Consider the following 18,098-nt stretch of genomic DNA (forward strand, 5'->3'; position numbering starts at 1 on the left):
GCGTCGTGGTTAACCCAAAGCAGGCTGGGGCTATTTCGCCGGACAGGGCTTCGATTGGTCGAACAGCGACAGGTTGACCAGCTTGCCGGTCATCGAGAACTCGCCATAGTCCATGGTGAGGTCGCGGGTGATGCCGTTCTCGTGCAGCTTGAAGCTGATCCGGTATTCCGGCACCTCCTCGCCGGTCTTGTCGGTGTCGTCGAAATAGGCGATGTCGACCGGCCAGTATTTGTCGCCGGCGAGCTTGGCCAGCGCCGGCGCTTCCGGATCGGCCTTGTCGCCGTCGGCCTTCTTGCCGACGATGACGGTGGTGGTCATCACCTTGTTGGCGTCTTCCGAGCCGTCGAAGAGATTGGTTTCATAGAAATTTTCGCCCTTTTCCGCCTTGCCGATCAGCTCGACCAGATGCTGGGTCGGAAACTGGGTGGCGGCGAGCTCCAGGCTGTTCTTCTCGGGCTTGTCGATATCGACCTTGAGGCCCTTGGCCTCCTTCGTCGCGGTACCCTTGACCTCCTTGTCGAGGTTTTGGTCGACGAAGGATTTGGTGACGAAGGAGAAGGTCTTGCCCTCGGCATCCTCGAAGGTGGTCGTCTGCTGGTCGGTCAGCCTGGTGTTGTCGTTGGTGACGATCTGGGTGACAAAGCGGAACTTGACCGTATAGCCCTCGCACGGCGAGCCGTTGAACTCATAGACCATGCGGCCGGAAATGCCGGTGATTCCCGAGCGATCGGAGGCCTTGCTCAAGGTGAGATCATAGACGGCCCGATGCGCCTGCAAAGCCGGCACGGCAAAGGCTGGAGCCATCGAGAAGAGCGTTGGCAGCAGGACGGCGTGGAAGGCAAGGCGCGTTGCGCGCATATGGTGCTCCGATCGTCGCGGCTGATGGCAGGCCGCAGGGAAAGATGGTCCAGCTTAAAAAAAGTCATGGCGGAAGCGAGGCAAAAATAGCAATTTCGGCCCGGCCCGCGCGGCGTCTTCAAGCAATAGGGAAATACGATGAGTGAAACAATCGAAAAGCGGCTAAGCGATCTCGGCGTGACGATTCCCGTCGCCGCCGCGCCCGCCGCCAACTATGTGCCCTATTGCCGAACCGGCAACATGCTGTTCACCGCCGGGCAATTGCCGCTCAAGGACGGCAAGCTGCAGGCGAGCGGCCTGCTTGGCCGCGATGTCGACATAACGGCCGGCAAGGTGGGTGCAAAATACTGCGCGATCAACATTTTGGCGCAGGCCAAGGCGGCACTCGGCGATCTCGAGAAAATCCGCCGCGTGGTGAAGATCACCGTCTTCGTCGCATCAGCACCAGATTTCGTCGAGCAGCATCTGGTCGCCAACGGCGCTTCCGACTTTCTGGTCGCGGTGCTCGGCGAGCGCGGCAAGCATGCCCGCTCCGCCGTCGGCACCGCCTCGCTGCCGCTCAATGCCGCAGTGGAAATCGAAGCGATCTTCGAAGTCGAATAGAGCAGGCGCAACATGACCGATCTTTCCTGGCTGACGGCCCGCCCTGTCGCCCATCGCGGTTTCCACGACATGAACAAGACGCGTTGGGAAAACACGCTGTCGGCCTTCGCCGCCGCCGCCGAACGCGGCTATGCGATCGAATGCGACGTCCACCTGTCGTCGGACCGAATCCCCGTCATCATCCATGACGGCGACCTCAAGCGGCTGACCGGCCAGGACGGTTTCGTCTGGCAGCGCACGGCCGCCGAACTGACGACGCTCAAGGTCGGCGGCACGTCGGACCACGTACCGACGCTGCAGCAGGCGCTCGATCTGGTCGACGGCCGTGTGCCGCTGGTCGTCGAACTGAAGGGCGTTCCCGGTCACGACCAGGGCCTGGTGGAGAGCGTCGGCAAGATGCTCAGGCGCTACAGGGGCAAGGCTGCGATCATGTCGTTCGACCACTGGCTGATCCGCGACTTTCCGAAACACGCGGCCGGCATCCCCGGCGGACTGACAGCCTATGGCAAGGACAACCAGTTGATCGAAGCGCATTTCTCGATGCTGGCGCATGACATCGCCTTCACCTCCTATGCCGCGGGCGACCTGCCGAACCCGTTCGTCAGCTTCGTGCGCGAGCGGCTGAAAATGCCGGTGATCACCTGGACCGTGCATGACCAGCCGGCGGTGGACCGCACCTTCAGATACGCCGACCAGATGACTTTCGAAGGTTTTGAACCCGATCTCGTAAAGGTGGCGTGATCCAGGCTTGCACGGCCCCATAGGGAGCTTAAATAAGCCTCATGGATCAGGGTGACGACGGCGATGGGCAAACGGCGAATGCGGAGTTTTCGATCCGTGTCGCCGCCGGCATCGGCGCCTTCACCTGCGATGAATGGAACGGCTTTGCCGGCACCACGCGCGGTGAGGCAGGAAACGGCTACAACCCGCTCGTTTCATACGCTTTTCTGAGCGCATTGGAGGATTCCGGTTGCGCCGTGCGGCGCACCGGCTGGCAGGGACATCACCTCAGGCTGGAGAATGCGCAAGGCAGGCTGATTGGTGCCGTACCCTGCTATCTGAAGTCGCACAGCCAGGGCGAATATGTCTTCGACCATGGCTGGTCGGATGCTTTCGAGCGCGCCGGTGGGCGCTATTACCCCAAGCTGCAAAGTGCTGTGCCGTTCACCCCGGTCACCGGCCCTCGCCTGCTGGTCAACAAGGGCGAGGACGCCGGCACGGTGAAGGCCGGCCTCGCCGCTGGTCTCAAGATGGTGACCGACAAGCTCGGCGTGTCCTCGGCTCATGTCACCTTCGCCGGCGAGAGCGATGTCGCGGCGCTGGAGGCAGCAGGTTTCCTGCATCGCACCGACCAGCAGTTCCATTTCTTCAACGAAGGCTTTTCGAACTACGACGACTTTCTCGCCACGCTCGCCTCCCGCAAACGCAAGGCGATGAAGAAGGAGCGGCGCGAGGCGCTTGCCGACGGCATCTCGATCGACTGGCTGACCGGCAAGGACCTGACCGAAAAGGCCTGGGACGATTTTTTCGCCTTCTACACGGATACCGGCAGCCGGAAGTGGGGCCGACCGTATCTCAACCGCGAATTCTTCTCGCTGATAGGCGAGCGGATGGCCGACGACATCCTGCTGGTGATGGCCAAGCGCAATGGACGCTACATTGCCGGCGCCATCAACTTCATCGGCTCCGACGCGCTCTACGGGCGCAACTGGGGCTGCATCGAGGACCACCCGTTCCTGCATTTCGAGGTCTGCTACCACCAGGCGATCGACTTCGCCATCGCGCGCAAGCTGAAGGTGGTCGAGGCCGGCGCGCAAGGCGAACACAAGCTGGCGCGCGGCTATCGTCCGGTGACCATGCATTCGGCGCACTACATCGCGCACCCCGGCCTGCGCAACGCGGTGGCCGACTATCTCAGGCGGGAACGCCGCGAAGTCGAGCGCATGGGCGAATATCTCGAAGACCACACGCCATTCCGCAAGGATCTGGCGGAATAGCTGAGGCCTGGTCGGCGTCGCCTTGCCGCGCGATAGCGGCTTCGCTAAACGGGCTGGACAATTATCTGGAGGGCACGCCATGGCCGAAGCCACCTACGATCCCGGCAACATCTTTGCGAAGATCCTGCGCGGCGAAATCCCGTCGCATCGCGTCTATGAAGATGACGCGGTTGTCGCCTTCATGGATGTGATGCCGCAAGGGACCGGCCATACGCTTGTAGTGCCGAAGGTGCCGTCGCGCAATTTGCTCGACGCCGATCCGGCGACATTCGGTCCGCTCTTTGCGGTTGTGCAGAAGGTTGCGCTGGCCGTCAAAAAAGCCTTCGCCGCCGATGGCGTCACCATCCTCCAGTTCAACGAACCGGCATCGGGACAGAGCGTCTACCACCTGCATGTGCACGTCATTCCGCGCTTCGATGACATCCCGTTGAAGCCGCACTCCGGACAGATGGAGAAGCCGGAGCTGCTGATGGAGAACGCCGGCAAGATACGGGCCGCGCTCGGGACCTGATCCGGCCGCAACCGAAGTTCAGCCAGCCGGCGATTGCGCCAGTTTCTGAAAGGCGGTCGGCTGCGTGCCCAGCTGTTGCAGGATTGCCTGTGCGCACTGCGCCGGGCTGAGCTGCGAGGTATCGACCTCCAGATCGTAGAGGCCTGGCTTGTGGACCGCCTCCTGCCAGAGCCGGACCGGCAGCGGTGCCGGATCGTCACGCGATGCCGTCACATAGCCCTCCACGGACGTCCGCGCGCGTCTTTCGAGGATCACCTCGATCGGGCAGCGAACACCGACGAAAAGCGCCGGCAGGCCGGCGAGCCGCCGGGCGCAATCGGCAAGGATGTCGAGCGGCTTCGAATAGGCGTCGTGATGACCGACATCGGCGACGACATTCAGCCCGGACCGACTGTGGGCGGCAATCGATTCATAGAGCGCGGCGTAGAATTGGGGTAGGTACATTTCGAGATCAGGACGCTCTCCGCCGGGACGAAGGCCGATACCGGGACGATAGCTTGGCGGGGTGATCCGTGCGTAAACGTCGACGCCCAGATTCAGCCAAGCGCCGTCGAATGTCTCCTGGATCACCTGGACAATGCTCGACTTTCCCGATCGCGGCGCGCCGTTCAGAACGATGATTTTCCCGATTTCCACGCGGCATCCTCCTACCAACGAAAAAAGCCCCGTTTCCGGGGCTTTTTTACTATTTGACTTCGGGGCTTGTCAGCCCTTGCGCGGCAGTTGCGGCACCAGGCTGCGCTTGCCGCCGTCCTTGCCCTTCGGCTCCGGCTTCTGCGCCACCACCTTCTTCGCGGCGGATTTCTTCGCCACGGCCTTGCGTGCCTTCGGCGCCTCGTCCGGCTCTTCCTTCTTCGGCTTCACCGGCGCCTCGTCGGCCAGCGATTCGAGCTTCAGGCCGGTCTCGCCGGTTTCCTTCTTCTCGACGGTGACGCGCACCGTGCCACCCTTCTTCAGCTTGCCGAACAAGACTTCATCGGCCAGCGGCTTCTTGATGTGCTCCTGGATGACGCGGCCGAGCGGACGCGCGCCCATGCGCTCGTCATAGCCCTTGTCGGCCAGCCAGGCGATCGCGTCCGGCGACAGGTCGAAGGTAACGCCACGCTCGGAAAGCTGGGCTTCCAGCTGCATGACGAACTTCTGCACCACCTGATGGATGACCGGGACCGGCAGCGAGCCGAACGGGATGATCGCATCGAGACGGTTGCGGAACTCCGGCGTGAACAGGCGGTTGATCGCCTCGACATCATCGCCTTCGCGCTTGGTCGAACCGAAACCGATCGCCGCGCGCTGCGCATCGGATGCGCCCGCATTGGTAGTCATGATCAGGATGACATTGCGGAAGTCGATCTGCTTGCCGTTATGGTCGGTCAGCTTGCCGTGGTCCATGACCTGCAACAGGATGTTGAACAGGTCCGGATGCGCCTTCTCGACCTCGTCGAGCAGCAGCACGCAGTGCGGATGCTGGTCGACGCCATCGGTCAACAGGCCGCCCTGGTCGAAGCCGACATAGCCGGGAGGCGCGCCGATCAGCCGCGAGACGGTGTGGCGTTCCATATATTCCGACATGTCGAAGCGGATCAGCTCGACGCCGAGCGAAGCGGCAAGCTGCTTGGCGACTTCGGTCTTGCCGACGCCGGTCGGCCCTGAGAACAGATAAGAGCCGATCGGCTTTTCCGGTTCGCGCAGGCCGGCACGCGCCAGCTTGATCGCCGAGGTCAGCGCAGTGATGGCGGTGTCCTGGCCGTAGACGACGCGCTTCAGCTCGATGTCGAGGCCTTGCAGCACCTTCTCGTCGTCGGCCGAAACCGTCTTCGGCGGGATGCGCGCCATGGTGGCGACCGTCGCTTCGATCTCCTTGATGCCGATGGTCTTCTTGCGCTTGGCCTCCGGCACCAGCATCTGCGAGGCGCCGGTCTCGTCGATGACGTCGATCGCCTTGTCCGGCAGCTTGCGGTCGTTGATGTAGCGCGCCGACAGCTCGACCGAGGCCTTGATCGCCTCGCTCGTGTAGCGGACCTTGTGGAACTCCTCGAAATAGGGCTTGAGGCCCTTCATGATCTCGATGGCGTCCTCGATGGTCGGCTCGTTGACGTCGATCTTCTGGAAGCGCCGCACCAGCGCGCGGTCCTTCTCGAAGAACTGGCGGAACTCCTTGTAGGTGGTCGAGCCGATGCAGCGGATGGCGCCGGTCGACAGCGCTGGCTTCAGAAGGTTCGACGCATCCATGGCGCCGCCCGACGTCGCCCCTGCCCCGATCACGGTGTGGATCTCGTCGATGAACAGCACGGCGCCAGGATAATCCTCGAGCTCCTTGACGACCTGCTTCAGCCGCTCCTCGAAATCACCACGATAGCGCGTGCCGGCGAGCAATGTGCCCATGTCCAGCGCGAAGATGGTGGCGTTGTGCAGCACTTCCGGCACGTCGCCTTCGACGATGCGCTTGGCCAAGCCTTCGGCGATCGCCGTCTTGCCGACGCCGGGATCGCCGACATAGAGCGGATTGTTCTTGGAGCGGCGGCACAGCACCTGGATGGTGCGGTTGATCTCGCTCTCGCGGCCGATCAGCGGGTCGATCTTGCCGGCCTTGGCCTTGTTGTTGAGGTTGATGCAGTAGGCGGTCAGCGCGTCCTGCTGCTGCTTCTTCTTGCCGTTCTCCTCCTGCGGCTCGGCGCCGTTCGGGCCGCCCTGCTCGTCATCGGCGCCGCGCGGGGTGCGGCTCTCCGAGGCGCCCGGGCGCTTGGCGATACCGTGCGAGATGTAGTTGACCGCGTCGTAGCGGGTCATCTGCTGTTCCTGCAGGAAATAGGCGGCGTGGCTTTCGCGCTCGGCGAAGATGGCGACAAGCACGTTGGCGCCGGATACTTCCTCGCGGCCGGACGACTGCACATGGATGACGGCGCGCTGGATGACACGCTGGAAACCGGCGGTCGGCTTGGAGTCTTCGTCGTAGCCGGTGACGAGGTTGTCGAGCTCGGTGTCGATATAGGTGAGAACGGTGTGCTTCAGCTCGTCGAGGTCGACGTTGCAGGCGCGCATGACGGCGGCCGCCTCGGTGTCGTCGATCAGCGCGAGCAGCAGGTGTTCGAGCGTTGCATATTCATGGTGCCGCTCATTGGCGAGCGTCAGCGCCTGGTGAAGCGCCTTTTCCAGGCCTTGGGAGAAAGCCGGCATGTTACCTCACTTCTTCTCCATCACGCATTGCAGCGGATGCTGATTCTGTCGTGCAAAATCCATGACCTGGGACACTTTGGTCTCGGCCACCTCGAATGTATAGACCCCGCACTCGCCCACTCCATGATTGTGAACATGAAGCATGATGCGTGTGGCGGCTTCGCGGTCCTTCTGGAAAAAACGCTCCAGGACGTGAACCACGAACTCCATGGGCGTGTAGTCGTCGTTGAGGATGAGGACCCGGTAAAGGCTGGGCTTCTTGGTCTTGGTTTTGGTGCGCGTGATGACGGCAGTGCCGCGACCGGCCTCGTTGCCGTCACCGTCACTTTGCATCCGCACCACGCCTGCCGTGGCAGTCAAACCGATCGTCACGTAGTCCTGCCTCTTTCGAATCCCCATGCGAGTTCGACATGTAGGTGTTCGATGGACGATTTTAAGCCCTTCTGGTTAGCTGACAATATGGCTAGGTCGGCAAACTTGAGCGATTTTGAAAATCGTGAGGACATTAAGCCCCGGAATTGAACCGGGCATGAAAAAACCCGGCCGCGCATCTGCGACCGGGTCTGTCCTGCAGGCCCGCAGGCCGTTTTTCAGTGCCGTCGGGCGAAATTACTTCGCCTTGGCGACGATCGATTCGAACGGCTTGTAAGCTTCCTTGGCGAGCTCCGCATAGAGGTCGCCGATCTTGGTGGCTTCGGCGACGAAGCTCTCGTAGCTCTGCTTGGCGTAGTCGGACTGGATCTCGATCGCCTTGTCCAGCGACTTGGCCGAAAACAGCTTCTCGAACGCGGCGCTGCCGGCTTCGAAGCTCTTCTTGGTGTACTCGCCAGCCTCGGTGGCGATCGCCTGCGCACCCTTCGAGAGGGAAGCGAAGCTCTTCAATCCGGTGTCGGCAAACTCTTTACCGTATTTGCTGAAGTCCTCATAGGTCTGGGTCATTTCACGTTTCCCTTTGGTTGAAACGCCCTTTAGCCCCGGGCGCCCTTGTGCAATGCACGATAAATATATTGTGCGCTGCACAAAAGTCAAGTTTTTGCCTTTTTCGTGGGCGCCGCTGCGTCGGCAATGGCTAAAATTCGAATAAAGGGAGGCTCAAACGCAAAGAAAATGGTGAACGCGGCGGTTACCATAAACGGATTGGTAACGCCGACCGCGATAGTTTGGCCGGAAGCGAGGCAGGTCCCTTTGCCGCCTCCAAGGCAATGAAATTCAAGGGAAGTATTCAGTGCGTCAGGCGTGGTCGGGCTTCGTCTCCAAATCCTCAATCTCCTTCAAAGCGGTCATGATCGTCGCTTTGGCGATGGCGGTCGTCGTCGGCGACGTAGCCTCGTCGATGGCGGCCAAGTCCGCGGCCATCGTCGTCGATGCCAAGACCGGCAAGGTGCTCTATTCGTCCGACGCGAACGGCCGGCGCTACCCGGCGTCGCTGACCAAGATGATGACTCTCTATCTGACCTTCGAGGCGCTGGCCAAAGGTCGGATCAGCAAGAATACGCCTGTGCCGTTTTCGGCCCGTGCCGCGGCCGAGCCGCCGACCAAGCTGGGTGTGAAAGCTGGCCGCGCGGTTTCGGTGGAGACGGCCATCCTGTCGATGGTGACCAAGTCGGCCAATGACTCGGCGACCGCGCTCGGCGAACTGCTTGGCGGCAGCGAGCCCGGTTTCGCCCGCATGATGACGGCCAAGGCACGCGCGCTCGGCATGAACGGCACCGTCTTCCGCAACGCCAACGGCCTGCCCGATCCCGGCCAGTTCACCACCGCCCACGACATGGCGATGCTTGGCATAGCGCTCAGGGAGCACTTCCCCCAGTATTACGGCTATTTCTCGCAACGCTCCTTCCTCTATGGCCGCCAGCGCATCAACGGCCACAACCGCCTGCTCGGCCGCATCAAGGGCGTCGACGGCATCAAGACCGGTTACACCCGCGCCTCCGGCTTCAACCTCGTCTCGTCGGTTTCCGATGGCGATCGCCGCCTCGTCGCCGTCGTCATGGGGGGAAGTTCGGGCCGCAGCCGTGACAACCAGATGGCCTCGCTGATCAATGCCTATATGCCGAGGGCGTCGACCCGTGGCGGCGGCGGCCTGGTCACCAAGGCCGACGGCGACGGCCCGATCCGCGCGCTGGCCAAGGTGTTCCTGCCGAAGCACGATGCGCCGACGCCGGATGAAAAGCCGGCGGTCGAAGAGGATACGACGGTTGCCTCGGCGGACGACACCGCGCCGGTCGTCGAAGAGACCGCGCCCGTCGTCCAGATCAAAAAGGTCAAGACCGTCGCTGTTGCCGCAGCAACCGAGGTTCCGGCGCCGCAGGTCGTGGCCGCCTATGCCGAGCCTGCGCCTGCAGTCGACCCCGTCAACACCGCCTCGGTGCCGTCGGGCTGGGCGATCCAGGTCGCTTCGTCGCCAAAGCAGTCCGAAGCCCAGGCCTTCCTCGACAAGACGAGCAAGCAGGCGCCCAAGGTCCTGGCCGACGCGGCCGGCTTCACCGTCGCGTTCGACAAGGACGGCGTGACCTATTACCGCGCTCGGTTCGGCGGCTTCGGTTCAAAGAGCGCTGCCTGGAACGCCTGCAGTGCTTTGAAGAAGAAGAAAATCGCGTGCTACGCCGTCCAACAGTAGGACGGTGCTGGATTCTCCCGGGAAATTTCTGCGTCGAAGGAGACTAATTGTGGTTGGAGAGCAAGACGTCCTTGGCTTCATTGATCCGCGCCGCAAGGAACGACGTGCCGCCGATATCGGGGTGCAGGCGCTGCATCAGGCGGCGGTGCGCCTTGCGGACATCCGCCGCGGCGGCCCCCGCTTCAAGACCAAGGATCTTGTAGGCCTCCTCCTTAGTCATGGCGCCCGCACCTGGCGCAACACCCAGCCCTTCGCCACCGTCCGGCTCAGCGTTTTTGCGCCAGACGGGAAACCTGCCGTCAAGATACGTCTCTAGCAACTGGCGGCTCTCGGGATCGCCCGGGAGTTCGCGGTAGAGCTGCTGCAATTCCGCCAGGCCCATCGAGCCAAGCATCTTGCCTTCGTGGCGCCCGGCCAGCACGAGGCCTTCCAGACCGCCGGTCTGGTGATCGAGTTCCATCTCCAGCGCCGCGGTGCGCACAGTCGAACGCTTGCTAGCCGCCGGTTTCGATGTCGGCCGCGCCATCCGCACCGAACCATACCAGGCGGCCGCCCCAACCAGCATCATGCCACCGATGCTGCTGCGGCCCGCGACAAGCACGGCTGCACCGGCCAGTGCCAGAAGAATCGGCCCCAGCGTCTTCAAGCCGTCCGCAACCTTTGCCGGATCGGCGCGCACGAAGATCGTCATGACGCCAAGAAGCACCAGAACCAGTGCAACAAGTGCGATGATTGCGCCCATCAGCTCCCGCCGCCCCGCAAATGCTCGATCAACAGCCGGTCTCCCGGCCTGCCCCTGGCTTCCAGCGCCTTCAGCCCACCGGTCGCGAACATGGCGACCGCGGAAAGCAGTCCTGCCAGGGTCGCGGCGGCCCGCCGATCAAATCGGAACCAAGCTCCTTTGGACAGCCGCGCGATTTCCTTGAATGCCTTTTCCGCGCCGGAATCATGACCTTCCTGGAAGACGAAGACCGGAACGCCATGCAGACCGAGGCTGGCGGCCTTTTCGGCCAGATCGTCGGGGTTTTCTTCCATCGCGTCGCCGATATAGACAAGGGCATTGACCTTGGCCTTGGCCGTCGCCTTCAGCGCATGGGCGAGCACCTTGCCGATCTGGGTGTTGCCGCTGCGGCATTCGATGCCGGTCATCAGCTGCTTCAAGGCATTGGTGTCGGTGACGAAATCGGACGAGCGGCATTCGCCAAGCCCGCGGAAATAGACCAGTTGGACGCTGAGGCTGCCGACCTTGCCGACGGCGTCGAACATCTCGCCCTGCAGCGCATTCGCCAGATCCCAGGTCGGCTGCCGGCTCATCGTGGCGTCGAGGGACAGGATCAGACGGCCCACACCGGTCGCGGATGCGGCAAGGGTCCTCGCCTGACGTATGAAGGCATCGATCTCGCCGGCGCTTGATTTAGGTTTGACCGGCGCAGTATCGGCCTTTGCGGGCACGGGCTGCTTGTTGTCGCTCATGAGATCAAGATGTGGCGCGGCGGCAGCGCTTGCAAGTCCCATCAAGGGCGACATGAAGGGCCAGCACGGCCGGGCAGGAGAAGCGGTTCCAGGATGGCTGATTAAAGCAGGCCGAGTTCGGCCAGTTCGAGCCGCAGTTTCGGCGGCATCTCGGCAAGCGCGGCCTTGCCCTTGCCGAGATCGGCGGGCGCATCGGACGGCTTCAGGTAGCGCCAGCCCTGGAAAGCTCGGCGCGGCTGCCAGTCGGTGCGCACGACTTGCGGGTTGAGCATGAGACGGCAGCGGCCGATGCCTTCGTCGTCGGTGAATGGCCGGATCTCGGTGATCAGCTGTCGGCACTGCACATTGCCTTTGATCACCCAGTAGAGCGAGCCGCCATCGGTGACCTCGCCGCCGCGCGTCGGCACCATGCGGGTGGTGTGCCAGTGTTCCGCAGGCTCGCCGGCCCGGCGCCGCTCATCGAGGCGGAAGCCGATCCACTCTTCCAGATCCTCGACGCTGTCGCAGCCGACGCAGAGTTTTAGGAGATTGAGTGCCATCGCCTAAGGTTTAGTCCGGCAGGCGGATGCGTCAACGGCCCTGCCCGACTTCTCCACAGTGCCAGTCCACAGATACCTACTGTGGCAGAGCTCTCAGCATTCCACCACATTGACTGCGAGACCGCCAAGGCTGGTCTCCTTGTATCTCTCGTTCATGTCGAGGCCGGTCTGGCGCATGGTCTCGATCGCCGCGTCGAGCGGCACGAAATGAACGCCGTCGCCCTTGATGGCCAGCGAGGCGGCGGTCACTGCTTTGACCGCACCTAGCGCGTTGCGCTCGATGCAGGGCACCTGAACCAGTCCGCCGACCGGGTCGCAGGTCATGCCGAGATGGTGTTCCAGCGCGATCTCGGCGGCGTTCTCGACCTGCTCTGGCGTGCCGCCCATGACGGCGCAAAGCCCAGCCGCCGCCATCGCTGAGGCCGAACCAACCTCGCCCTGGCAGCCGACCTCGGCGCCCGAGATCGAAGCGTTGGTCTTGATGATGCCGCCGACGGCCGCCGCCGTCAGCAGGAAGTCGCGGATGCTCGGTTGGTCGGCCTCGGGATGGAAATGCAGCCAGTAGCGCAGCACCGCCGGCAGCGTGCCGGCCGCGCCATTGGTCGGCGCGGTAACGACGCGGCCGCCGGCGGCGTTCTCCTCGTTGACCGCCATGGCGTAGATCGACAGCCAGTCATTGGCGAGCAGCGGGTTCGGCCGGTTCTGCTGCCACTGCTCCTGCAACTTGTCGTGAAGCTGCCGGGCGCGGCGGCGCACCTTCAGCCCGCCGGGCATGATGCCGTCCTGCGACAGGCCGCGATCGATGCAGCCCTTCATGGCGCTCCAGATGGCGTCGAGGCCGCTGTCGAGCTTCTCGCGCGACATCTGCGTCTCTTCGTTGACGCGCTTCATCTCGGCGATGGAAAGCCCGCTCCTGCCGGCCATCGCCAGCATTTCGACGGCATTCTTGAAGGGGTAAGGCACTTTCTTGCCTTCGGTCGTCACCGAGCCCTTGGCCTTCATCCGCTGCAGTTCTTCGTCGGAAACGACGAAGCCGCCGCCGATCGAATAATAGATGCGTTTGAGCAGCAGGCGGTCGCCGGCATCGTAGGCGTAGAAGGCCATGCCGTTGGCGTGGCCGGTCAGCGGCGTCTTCTTGTCGAGCACCAGATCGGTCGCAGGATCAAAGCGATAGGACGGGTGTCCGGGCGGCGAAACCCGCTTTTCGGCGGCGATGCGGGCGACGATGTCGTCGGCCTGGTCGGGGTCCACCGTCTGCGGTGTTTCGCCAGCCAGCCCCAGCACCACGGCGCGGTCCGAACCGTGGCCGATGCCGGTATAGGCGAGCGAACCGTGCAGGCTGGCAGCGATACGGTCGACCCTGGCGCCGGCCGGGCGTGGCCAGTCGTCGCCCGCGACCTCGTCGAGGAAACGGCGCGCGGCCGTCATCGGCCCCATCGTGTGGGAGCTCGACGGGCCGATGCCGATCTTGAACAGGTCGAAAACCGAAAGGAACACGCGGCGCTGTCTCCTGGTCCTTTGAAACCTGGACCCTTTGAAACTTACATATAGGAATTCTCATGATGTTTCCGCTGTTTTGAAGATCGCGGCGCGGCGTCTGCCGACCTTGTTTGCTCCTGCAGCGACATCGCAGCGCTCGCCCATCGAAGACGCCGCTTTGCTTGTGGTAAAAGAGCGCATGGGCGATTCCTTCCATCTGTCGACGGCCGATCTCACGGCGCTGGCCTTCTTCCTGATAGTCTGGGTGCTGCATACGCTCGCCTCCGACGGCAGGCTGGTCAGCCGGGTGTCGCTGACAACGGCGATGAACGCGCAGCGCGCCGCCTGGATGCGGACCATGGCCGAGCGCGAGATCCGTATCGTCGACACCGCCATTATGAGCGGCCTGCAGCAGGGCACCGCCTTCTTCGCCTCCAGCTCGCTGATCGCGCTCGGTGGCTGTTTTGCCCTGCTTGGCGCCTCCGACCAGGTCCTGACCGTGCTGAGCGACTTGCCGTTGAGTACGACCTCATCGCGCACAGCGTTCCAGATGAAAGTCTTCGGCCTGGTACTAATCCTCGCCTTCGCCTTTTTCAAATTCGGCTGGGCCTACCGCCTGTTCAACTACTGCTCGATCCTGATCGGAGCTGTGCCGATCCCGCATGGCGAGGCCGCGCGAAATCCGGTCAGCCAGACGGCGGTGTGGCGTGCGACGCGCATGAACATGCTGGCCGGAAAGCACTTCAATTCCGGCCTGCGCGCCGTGTTCTTCTCGATCGGCTATCTCGGCTGGTTCGTCGACCCGATCGTGTTCGTGCTGTCGACGCTGCTGTTGCTTGCGGTGCTGGTGCGCCGCCAGTTCTTCTCCGCCGCCAGGCAGGCGGTGATCGGTCAGCCGCCAGGCGCCGGAAACGGCTGATCAATCCGGCCCGACAGCCAATAGGCAATGAGGCCGATCCATTCGCGAATGGCCATGGTGGTGACCTGCAGCGAATCGGCCGGATTGTCACGGAACAGACCGATGCCTTCCCTGCCCGAGGTGCGGTAGTCGACCGGCCAGGGAATGGTCGCAAAACCAGCCTTGTCGAACAGCGCCTTGGCGCGCGGCATGTGGAAGGCCGAGGTCACCAGCAGCCAGGTCTCCCCCGGCTTCGGCGTCACCAATTGCCTGGTGAAGACGGCATTCTCGTACGTGTTGCGGGATTTGGTCTCGAGGATCAGGCGATCGGGCGCGACGCCGAGCGCGCCAAGCAGGCGGGGTGCAGTGTCGGCATCGCCCTCGCCTTCGAGGAAAAGCTCGCCATTGCCGCCCGAGACGACCACTTTCGCCTCGGGAAAGCGCCGGGCGAGGATCGCGGTCTCGACCATCCGGTCGCCGCCTGAATTCAGCTCGTAGCCGCCGCGCACAAGGTTGATGGCGCCCTCGAAGCCGCCGCCGAGCACGACGATGCCGTCGACCTTTGGCGGCAGCGGCGGCTTGGGAAAGCGCTCTTCAAGCGGGTTCAGCATCATGGCGCCAAGCGAGGTCCAGGCCGCCAGCGCGAGGGCCAAAAAAGCCGGCACGCTGCCGGTGGCGAACAGTTTTCGGCGCCCGAGCAAGGCGGCGAGCAATCCGGCCAGCAGCAGGAAGATCGCCAGGTTGAGCGGTTGAATGAAGAACCAGAAAATCTTGGAAAGATAGAAGAACATCCCTCACCCCATTACAGCGCCGCGCGTCCCTGGGCGCGCAAAGGACGCTGTAACACTTTGATTTTGCGCATTATCCTTTCCGAAAATCGATTCCGATTTTCGGAAAGGATAAATGCGCTAGATGAGAGACGATCCTACCACCACTTCTCCGGCTGAAATGTGCCGGCCGCCTGCTCGATGACATGGGCGGTCTGGAATAGCGTTTCCTCGTCGAAGGGCCGGCCGATCAGCTGCAGGCCGAGCGGCAAGCCCTTGGCGTCGAGGCCAGCGGGCACGGCGATACCCGGCAGGCCGGCCATGTTGACCGTCACGGTGAAGATGTCGTTGAGATACATCTTGACCGGATCGGAGGCCATGTCCTCGTCGGCGACGCCGAAGGCGGCCGACGGCGTCGCCGGGGTCAGGATGACATCGACGCCGGCCGCGAAGACGTTCTCGAAGTCGCGCTTGATCAGGGTGCGCACCTTCTGCGCCTGCAGATAGTAGGCGTCGTAGTAGCCGGCCGACAGCACATAGGTGCCGATCATGATGCGGCGCTTGACCTCGCGGCCGAAGCCGGCGGCGCGGGTCTTCTCATACATGTCGATGATGTCCTTGCCCGGCACGCGCAGGCCGTAGCGGACCCCATCATAGCGGGCGAGGTTGGACGAGGCTTCGGCGGGCGCGACGATGTAATAGGCCGGCAGGGCGTATTTGGTGTGCGGCAGCGAGATGTCGACGATCTCGGCGCCGGCATCCTTCAGCCAGGCAATGCCCTTCTGCCAGAGTGCCTCGATGTCTTCGGGCATGCCGTCAACGCGGTATTCCTTGGGAATGCCGACCTTCATGCCCTTGATCGGCTTGCCGATCGCCGCCTCGTAGTCCGGCACCGGACGGTCGACCGAGGTGGTGTCCTTCGGGTCGACGGAGGCCATCGACTTCAACAGGATCGCGGCGTCGCGCACGTCGCGGGCGATCGGCCCGGCCTGGTCGAGCGAGGAAGCAAAGGCGACGATGCCCCAGCGCGAGCAGCGGCCATAGGTCGGCTTGATGCCAACCGTGCCAGTGAAGGCGGCGGGCTGGCGGATCGAGCCGCCGGTATCGGTCGCCGTGGCGCCGGCGCAGAGGAAGGCCGACACAGCCGACGCCGAGCCGCCCGACGAGCCGCCGGGCACGAGCTGGGCGTTGTCGAGCGTGCGCGCGGTCTTGGTGCCGCCGGCCGAGACAAAGCCGCCGTCGCCCTGATGCGTCGTCGGCATCACCACCGTGTCGAGGCGCGAACGCCGCCACGGGTTGATCACCGGGCCATAATAGGAGGTCTCGTTGGACGAGCCCATGGCGAACTCGTCCATATTGAGCTTGCCCAGCATGACGGCGCCGTCGGCCCACAGATTGGCGGTGACGGTCGAATCGTAGCGCGGCTTGAAGCCGTCCAGCACGTGGCTGCAGGCCTGAGTGTGGACGCCTTCGGTGCCGAACAGGTCCTTGATGCCGAGCGGGATGCCTTCCAGCGCGCCGGCCGCGCCCTTGGCGAGTTTGGCGTCGGAGGCCTTGGCCATATCGCGCGCCTTGTCGCCGGTCACGGTGATATAGGCATTGAGCGCCGGATTGGCGCGCTCGATCGCCGAGAGGTAGGCCTCGGTGATCTCGGCCGCGGTAATCTCCTTGCCGCGCAGCTTGGCGCGGGCCTGCGAAATCGTCAGGTGGGTCAGGTCGCTCATCAGGCAAGGCTCTTTTCGTAAAACACCGACCACTCGGAATCGGGATAATCCAGCACCGGGCCGCAGCGCGAGAAGCCGGCACGTTCGTAGACGGCCCAGGCGGCGGGATGGCGATCGCCGGTTTCCAGCACCAGGCGCTTCAAGCCTTCGCTGCGCGCCAGCGCCTCGACCCGCTCGACGATCCTGGCGCCGATCTTGCGGCCGCGATGCGAGGGCCGTGTGTACATGCGCTTGACCTCGCCGACCGAGCCGTCATGACGCTTCAGCGCGCCGCAGCCGATGGCCAGGCCGTTGTCGCGGGCGATGAAGACGCTCGTGTCCTCGCCGGCCATCTGCTCGACAGTCAAATGGTAGCAATGCTCCGGCGGCGTCAGCTCGAGCAGCGTCGTGTTGAGCTCCTCGACCAGGGTGCGCACGTCGTCCTGCAGCGGCGTCTCGATGGCGATCTCGACTGCCACCGCCACCTACTCCACCACCTTGGGAACGAGGAAGAAATTCTCATCGGTCGCCGGCGCATTGGCAACGATGTCAGTGGCCTTGCTGCCGTCGGTGACGACGTCCTGCCGCTTCTTCATCTCCATCGGTGTGACCGACGTCATCGGCTCGACGCCGGAAACGTCGACCTCGTTCAACTGTTCGACGAAGCCAAGGATGGCGTTCAACTCGCCGGTCATGCGCTCGGCGTCCTCCTCGCTCACCGCAATGCGGGCAAGGTGCGCGACGCGCTTCACTGTCTGAAGATCAACGGACATTTCTGTTGCCTCGGGAAAACCAGCGCTATAGCGGCGCGGCGCGTGCCGCGCAACATGCATTGTGCCGGGATCTGCCGGCCTCGAACGGCTAAACCGCCGGGACGGCCCGGGACCTGGGCGGCGCAGCGGAACGGACAGTTCGAAAAAGACGCCGTTCCAGGATTGTCACGGGCTTACGCAGCTCCACGCATCATTGCGCCTTTTTCCACGCCGTTCACGCCAACTGTTTGTTTGCGCAACTCCGGACGGAAAACCGCCGCGTACTTTTGCTGGGACTGCTCTAAGGCAAAGCCACGCCGTCGCACAACACGTAACTGCCGCCGTTGCCGGCCTGCTCACTTTCGTCGACGACCGGGCGGACCGACACCAGGTCGATTTGCGTCGGGCTCATTTGCGTGACCGAAAGGACATCCGGAAAGACAAAGCCCGGCTCCTGGCAAATGGCGGTCACCGCCCAGCTCGGCGAGAGCGTTGCCTTGGTGATCTGGAGGAATTCGCAATTGTATTCGACGCTTTGCAGGCCGCGGGCCGACAGCACGATGTTGCCGGCGTCGATCACGCTCTGCAGCGTCTCCTTCTTGGCCTTGGCGCAGAGTTCCTCAGACTGGAGATAGACACCTTCGATGAAATCCTCGGCCGCCGGCGCCGGAGATGCGGCGACCAACATCGAAACGCAAAGAGTCTGTCTCAACGCCATGGTTTC

20 protein-coding genes are annotated in these 18,098 nt (G+C 63.3%); 6 read left to right on the top strand and 14 right to left on the bottom strand.

The window, feature by feature from the left end; translation table 11 throughout:
- Positions 1 to 30 precede the first annotated feature (30 nt).
- On the bottom strand, positions 31 to 858 hold the full coding sequence (locus AC1RUK_RS11790) for a cell envelope integrity EipB family protein (RefSeq protein WP_192178773.1): 828 nt from the start codon (positions 856 to 858) through the stop codon (positions 31 to 33).
- Positions 859 to 996: 138 nt separating this feature from the next.
- Here AC1RUK_RS11790 and AC1RUK_RS11795 point away from each other — a divergent pair, with 138 nt between their 5' ends.
- The 4 genes from AC1RUK_RS11795 to AC1RUK_RS11810 all read left to right on the top strand — a co-directional run bounded on the left by AC1RUK_RS11795 (position 997) and on the right by AC1RUK_RS11810 (position 3,969).
- Entirely contained in the window at positions 997 to 1,461 is a 465-nt protein-coding gene (locus AC1RUK_RS11795; protein ID WP_481835496.1) for a RidA family protein, read from the top strand.
- A gap of 12 nt (positions 1,462 to 1,473) precedes the next feature.
- Positions 1,474 to 2,202 (top strand): glycerophosphodiester phosphodiesterase, encoded by a 729-nt coding sequence (locus tag AC1RUK_RS11800; RefSeq protein ID WP_481835495.1) that lies wholly within the window; start codon positions 1,474 to 1,476, stop codon positions 2,200 to 2,202.
- A 41-nt stretch (positions 2,203 to 2,243) separates the two neighbouring features.
- The gene (locus tag AC1RUK_RS11805; protein WP_481835494.1) at positions 2,244 to 3,458 is read left to right on the top strand and encodes a GNAT family N-acetyltransferase; all 1,215 of its coding nucleotides are present in this window, start codon (positions 2,244 to 2,246) and stop codon (positions 3,456 to 3,458) included.
- Between the two features lie 79 nt (positions 3,459 to 3,537).
- Positions 3,538 to 3,969, top strand: a complete 432-nt coding sequence (locus tag AC1RUK_RS11810; RefSeq protein ID WP_481835493.1) for an HIT family protein — start codon at positions 3,538 to 3,540, stop codon at positions 3,967 to 3,969.
- Between the two features lie 18 nt (positions 3,970 to 3,987).
- On the opposite strand, the gene AC1RUK_RS11815 is transcribed toward AC1RUK_RS11810, so the two are convergent.
- From AC1RUK_RS11815 to AC1RUK_RS11830, 4 genes are all read right to left on the bottom strand, one after another.
- Positions 3,988 to 4,623, bottom strand: coding sequence for a chloramphenicol phosphotransferase CPT family protein (locus AC1RUK_RS11815; RefSeq protein ID WP_481835492.1), 636 nt, complete (start codon positions 4,621 to 4,623; stop codon positions 3,988 to 3,990).
- A gap of 51 nt (positions 4,624 to 4,674) precedes the next feature.
- Entirely contained in the window at positions 4,675 to 7,143 is a 2,469-nt protein-coding gene (clpA, locus tag AC1RUK_RS11820) for an ATP-dependent Clp protease ATP-binding subunit ClpA (protein WP_481835491.1), read from the bottom strand.
- A 6-nt stretch (positions 7,144 to 7,149) separates the two neighbouring features.
- Positions 7,150 to 7,476 carry an ATP-dependent Clp protease adapter ClpS gene (gene clpS / locus AC1RUK_RS11825; RefSeq protein WP_023671012.1) on the bottom strand — a complete coding sequence of 109 codons (327 nt, stop codon included), beginning with the start codon at positions 7,474 to 7,476 and terminating at the stop codon, positions 7,150 to 7,152.
- A gap of 276 nt (positions 7,477 to 7,752) precedes the next feature.
- Positions 7,753 to 8,082, bottom strand: a complete 330-nt coding sequence (locus AC1RUK_RS11830; protein WP_006205150.1) for a phasin family protein — start codon at positions 8,080 to 8,082, stop codon at positions 7,753 to 7,755.
- Between the two features lie 286 nt (positions 8,083 to 8,368).
- Between AC1RUK_RS11830 and AC1RUK_RS11835 the strand changes: the two genes are divergently transcribed.
- The gene (locus tag AC1RUK_RS11835) at positions 8,369 to 9,763 is read left to right on the top strand and encodes an SPOR domain-containing protein (RefSeq protein WP_481835490.1); all 1,395 of its coding nucleotides are present in this window, start codon (positions 8,369 to 8,371) and stop codon (positions 9,761 to 9,763) included.
- Positions 9,764 to 9,806: 43 nt separating this feature from the next.
- On the opposite strand, the gene AC1RUK_RS11840 is transcribed toward AC1RUK_RS11835, so the two are convergent.
- The 4 genes from AC1RUK_RS11840 to AC1RUK_RS11855 form a co-directional block, all read right to left on the bottom strand.
- Positions 9,807 to 10,505 carry a DnaJ domain-containing protein gene (locus AC1RUK_RS11840; RefSeq protein WP_481835489.1) on the bottom strand — a complete coding sequence of 233 codons (699 nt, stop codon included), beginning with the start codon at positions 10,503 to 10,505 and terminating at the stop codon, positions 9,807 to 9,809.
- On the bottom strand, positions 10,505 to 11,236 hold the full coding sequence (locus AC1RUK_RS11845; protein ID WP_436174890.1) for a vWA domain-containing protein: 732 nt from the start codon (positions 11,234 to 11,236) through the stop codon (positions 10,505 to 10,507). The genes AC1RUK_RS11840 and AC1RUK_RS11845 overlap by 1 nt, the downstream gene beginning before the upstream one ends.
- A 101-nt stretch (positions 11,237 to 11,337) precedes the next feature.
- Positions 11,338 to 11,775, bottom strand: coding sequence for a DUF1489 family protein (locus tag AC1RUK_RS11850; protein ID WP_481835488.1), 438 nt, complete (start codon positions 11,773 to 11,775; stop codon positions 11,338 to 11,340).
- 93 nt (positions 11,776 to 11,868) lie between these two features.
- Positions 11,869 to 13,272, bottom strand: a complete 1,404-nt coding sequence (locus tag AC1RUK_RS11855; RefSeq protein WP_481835487.1) for an L-serine ammonia-lyase — start codon at positions 13,270 to 13,272, stop codon at positions 11,869 to 11,871.
- 181 nt (positions 13,273 to 13,453) lie between these two features.
- Here AC1RUK_RS11855 and AC1RUK_RS11860 point away from each other — a divergent pair, with 181 nt between their 5' ends.
- Entirely contained in the window at positions 13,454 to 14,173 is a 720-nt protein-coding gene (locus tag AC1RUK_RS11860; RefSeq protein ID WP_481835486.1) for a DUF599 domain-containing protein, read from the top strand.
- On the opposite strand, the gene AC1RUK_RS11865 is transcribed toward AC1RUK_RS11860, so the two are convergent.
- The 5 genes from AC1RUK_RS11865 to AC1RUK_RS11885 form a co-directional block, all read right to left on the bottom strand.
- Positions 14,146 to 14,943 (bottom strand): YdcF family protein, encoded by a 798-nt coding sequence (locus AC1RUK_RS11865; RefSeq protein ID WP_481835485.1) that lies wholly within the window; start codon positions 14,941 to 14,943, stop codon positions 14,146 to 14,148. The two genes, AC1RUK_RS11860 and AC1RUK_RS11865, sit on opposite strands and share 28 nt — an antisense overlap.
- A gap of 134 nt (positions 14,944 to 15,077) precedes the next feature.
- Positions 15,078 to 16,643, bottom strand: a complete 1,566-nt coding sequence (locus tag AC1RUK_RS11870) for an amidase family protein (protein ID WP_481835484.1) — start codon at positions 16,641 to 16,643, stop codon at positions 15,078 to 15,080.
- Positions 16,643 to 17,101, bottom strand: a complete 459-nt coding sequence (locus tag AC1RUK_RS11875; protein WP_436175189.1) for a GNAT family N-acetyltransferase — start codon at positions 17,099 to 17,101, stop codon at positions 16,643 to 16,645. Before AC1RUK_RS11875 ends, AC1RUK_RS11870 begins: the two co-directional genes overlap by 1 nt.
- Before the next feature lie 6 nt (positions 17,102 to 17,107).
- Positions 17,108 to 17,395, bottom strand: a complete 288-nt coding sequence (gene gatC / locus AC1RUK_RS11880) for an Asp-tRNA(Asn)/Glu-tRNA(Gln) amidotransferase subunit GatC (RefSeq protein ID WP_006202114.1) — start codon at positions 17,393 to 17,395, stop codon at positions 17,108 to 17,110.
- Positions 17,396 to 17,675: 280 nt separating this feature from the next.
- A complete protein-coding gene (locus AC1RUK_RS11885) occupies positions 17,676 to 18,092 on the bottom strand; it encodes a hypothetical protein (RefSeq protein ID WP_481835483.1) in 417 nt (138 codons plus the stop codon).
- Between the last annotated feature and the right edge of the window lie 6 nt (positions 18,093 to 18,098).

The organism is Mesorhizobium monacense (assembly GCF_056781675.1).

Coding starts and splice junctions, on each gene's coding strand:
- AC1RUK_RS11795 (WP_481835496.1), top strand. CDS start 997: ATGAGTGAAACAATCGAAAAGCGGCTAAGCGATCTCGGCGTGACGATT.
- AC1RUK_RS11885 (WP_481835483.1), bottom strand. CDS start 18,092: ATGGCGTTGAGACAGACTCTTTGCGTTTCGATGTTGGTCGCCGCATCT.
- AC1RUK_RS11800 (WP_481835495.1), top strand. CDS start 1,474: ATGACCGATCTTTCCTGGCTGACGGCCCGCCCTGTCGCCCATCGCGGT.
- clpS (WP_023671012.1), bottom strand. CDS start 7,476: ATGCAAAGTGACGGTGACGGCAACGAGGCCGGTCGCGGCACTGCCGTC.
- AC1RUK_RS11865 (WP_481835485.1), bottom strand. CDS start 14,943: ATGTTCTTCTATCTTTCCAAGATTTTCTGGTTCTTCATTCAACCGCTC.
- clpA (WP_481835491.1), bottom strand. CDS start 7,143: ATGCCGGCTTTCTCCCAAGGCCTGGAAAAGGCGCTTCACCAGGCGCTG.
- AC1RUK_RS11810 (WP_481835493.1), top strand. CDS start 3,538: ATGGCCGAAGCCACCTACGATCCCGGCAACATCTTTGCGAAGATCCTG.
- AC1RUK_RS11805 (WP_481835494.1), top strand. CDS start 2,244: ATGGATCAGGGTGACGACGGCGATGGGCAAACGGCGAATGCGGAGTTT.
- AC1RUK_RS11850 (WP_481835488.1), bottom strand. CDS start 11,775: ATGGCACTCAATCTCCTAAAACTCTGCGTCGGCTGCGACAGCGTCGAG.
- gatC (WP_006202114.1), bottom strand. CDS start 17,395: ATGTCCGTTGATCTTCAGACAGTGAAGCGCGTCGCGCACCTTGCCCGC.
- AC1RUK_RS11870 (WP_481835484.1), bottom strand. CDS start 16,643: ATGAGCGACCTGACCCACCTGACGATTTCGCAGGCCCGCGCCAAGCTG.
- AC1RUK_RS11830 (WP_006205150.1), bottom strand. CDS start 8,082: ATGACCCAGACCTATGAGGACTTCAGCAAATACGGTAAAGAGTTTGCC.
- AC1RUK_RS11790 (WP_192178773.1), bottom strand. CDS start 858: ATGCGCGCAACGCGCCTTGCCTTCCACGCCGTCCTGCTGCCAACGCTC.
- AC1RUK_RS11845 (WP_436174890.1), bottom strand. CDS start 11,236: ATGAGCGACAACAAGCAGCCCGTGCCCGCAAAGGCCGATACTGCGCCG.
- AC1RUK_RS11840 (WP_481835489.1), bottom strand. CDS start 10,505: ATGGGCGCAATCATCGCACTTGTTGCACTGGTTCTGGTGCTTCTTGGC.
- AC1RUK_RS11860 (WP_481835486.1), top strand. CDS start 13,454: ATGGGCGATTCCTTCCATCTGTCGACGGCCGATCTCACGGCGCTGGCC.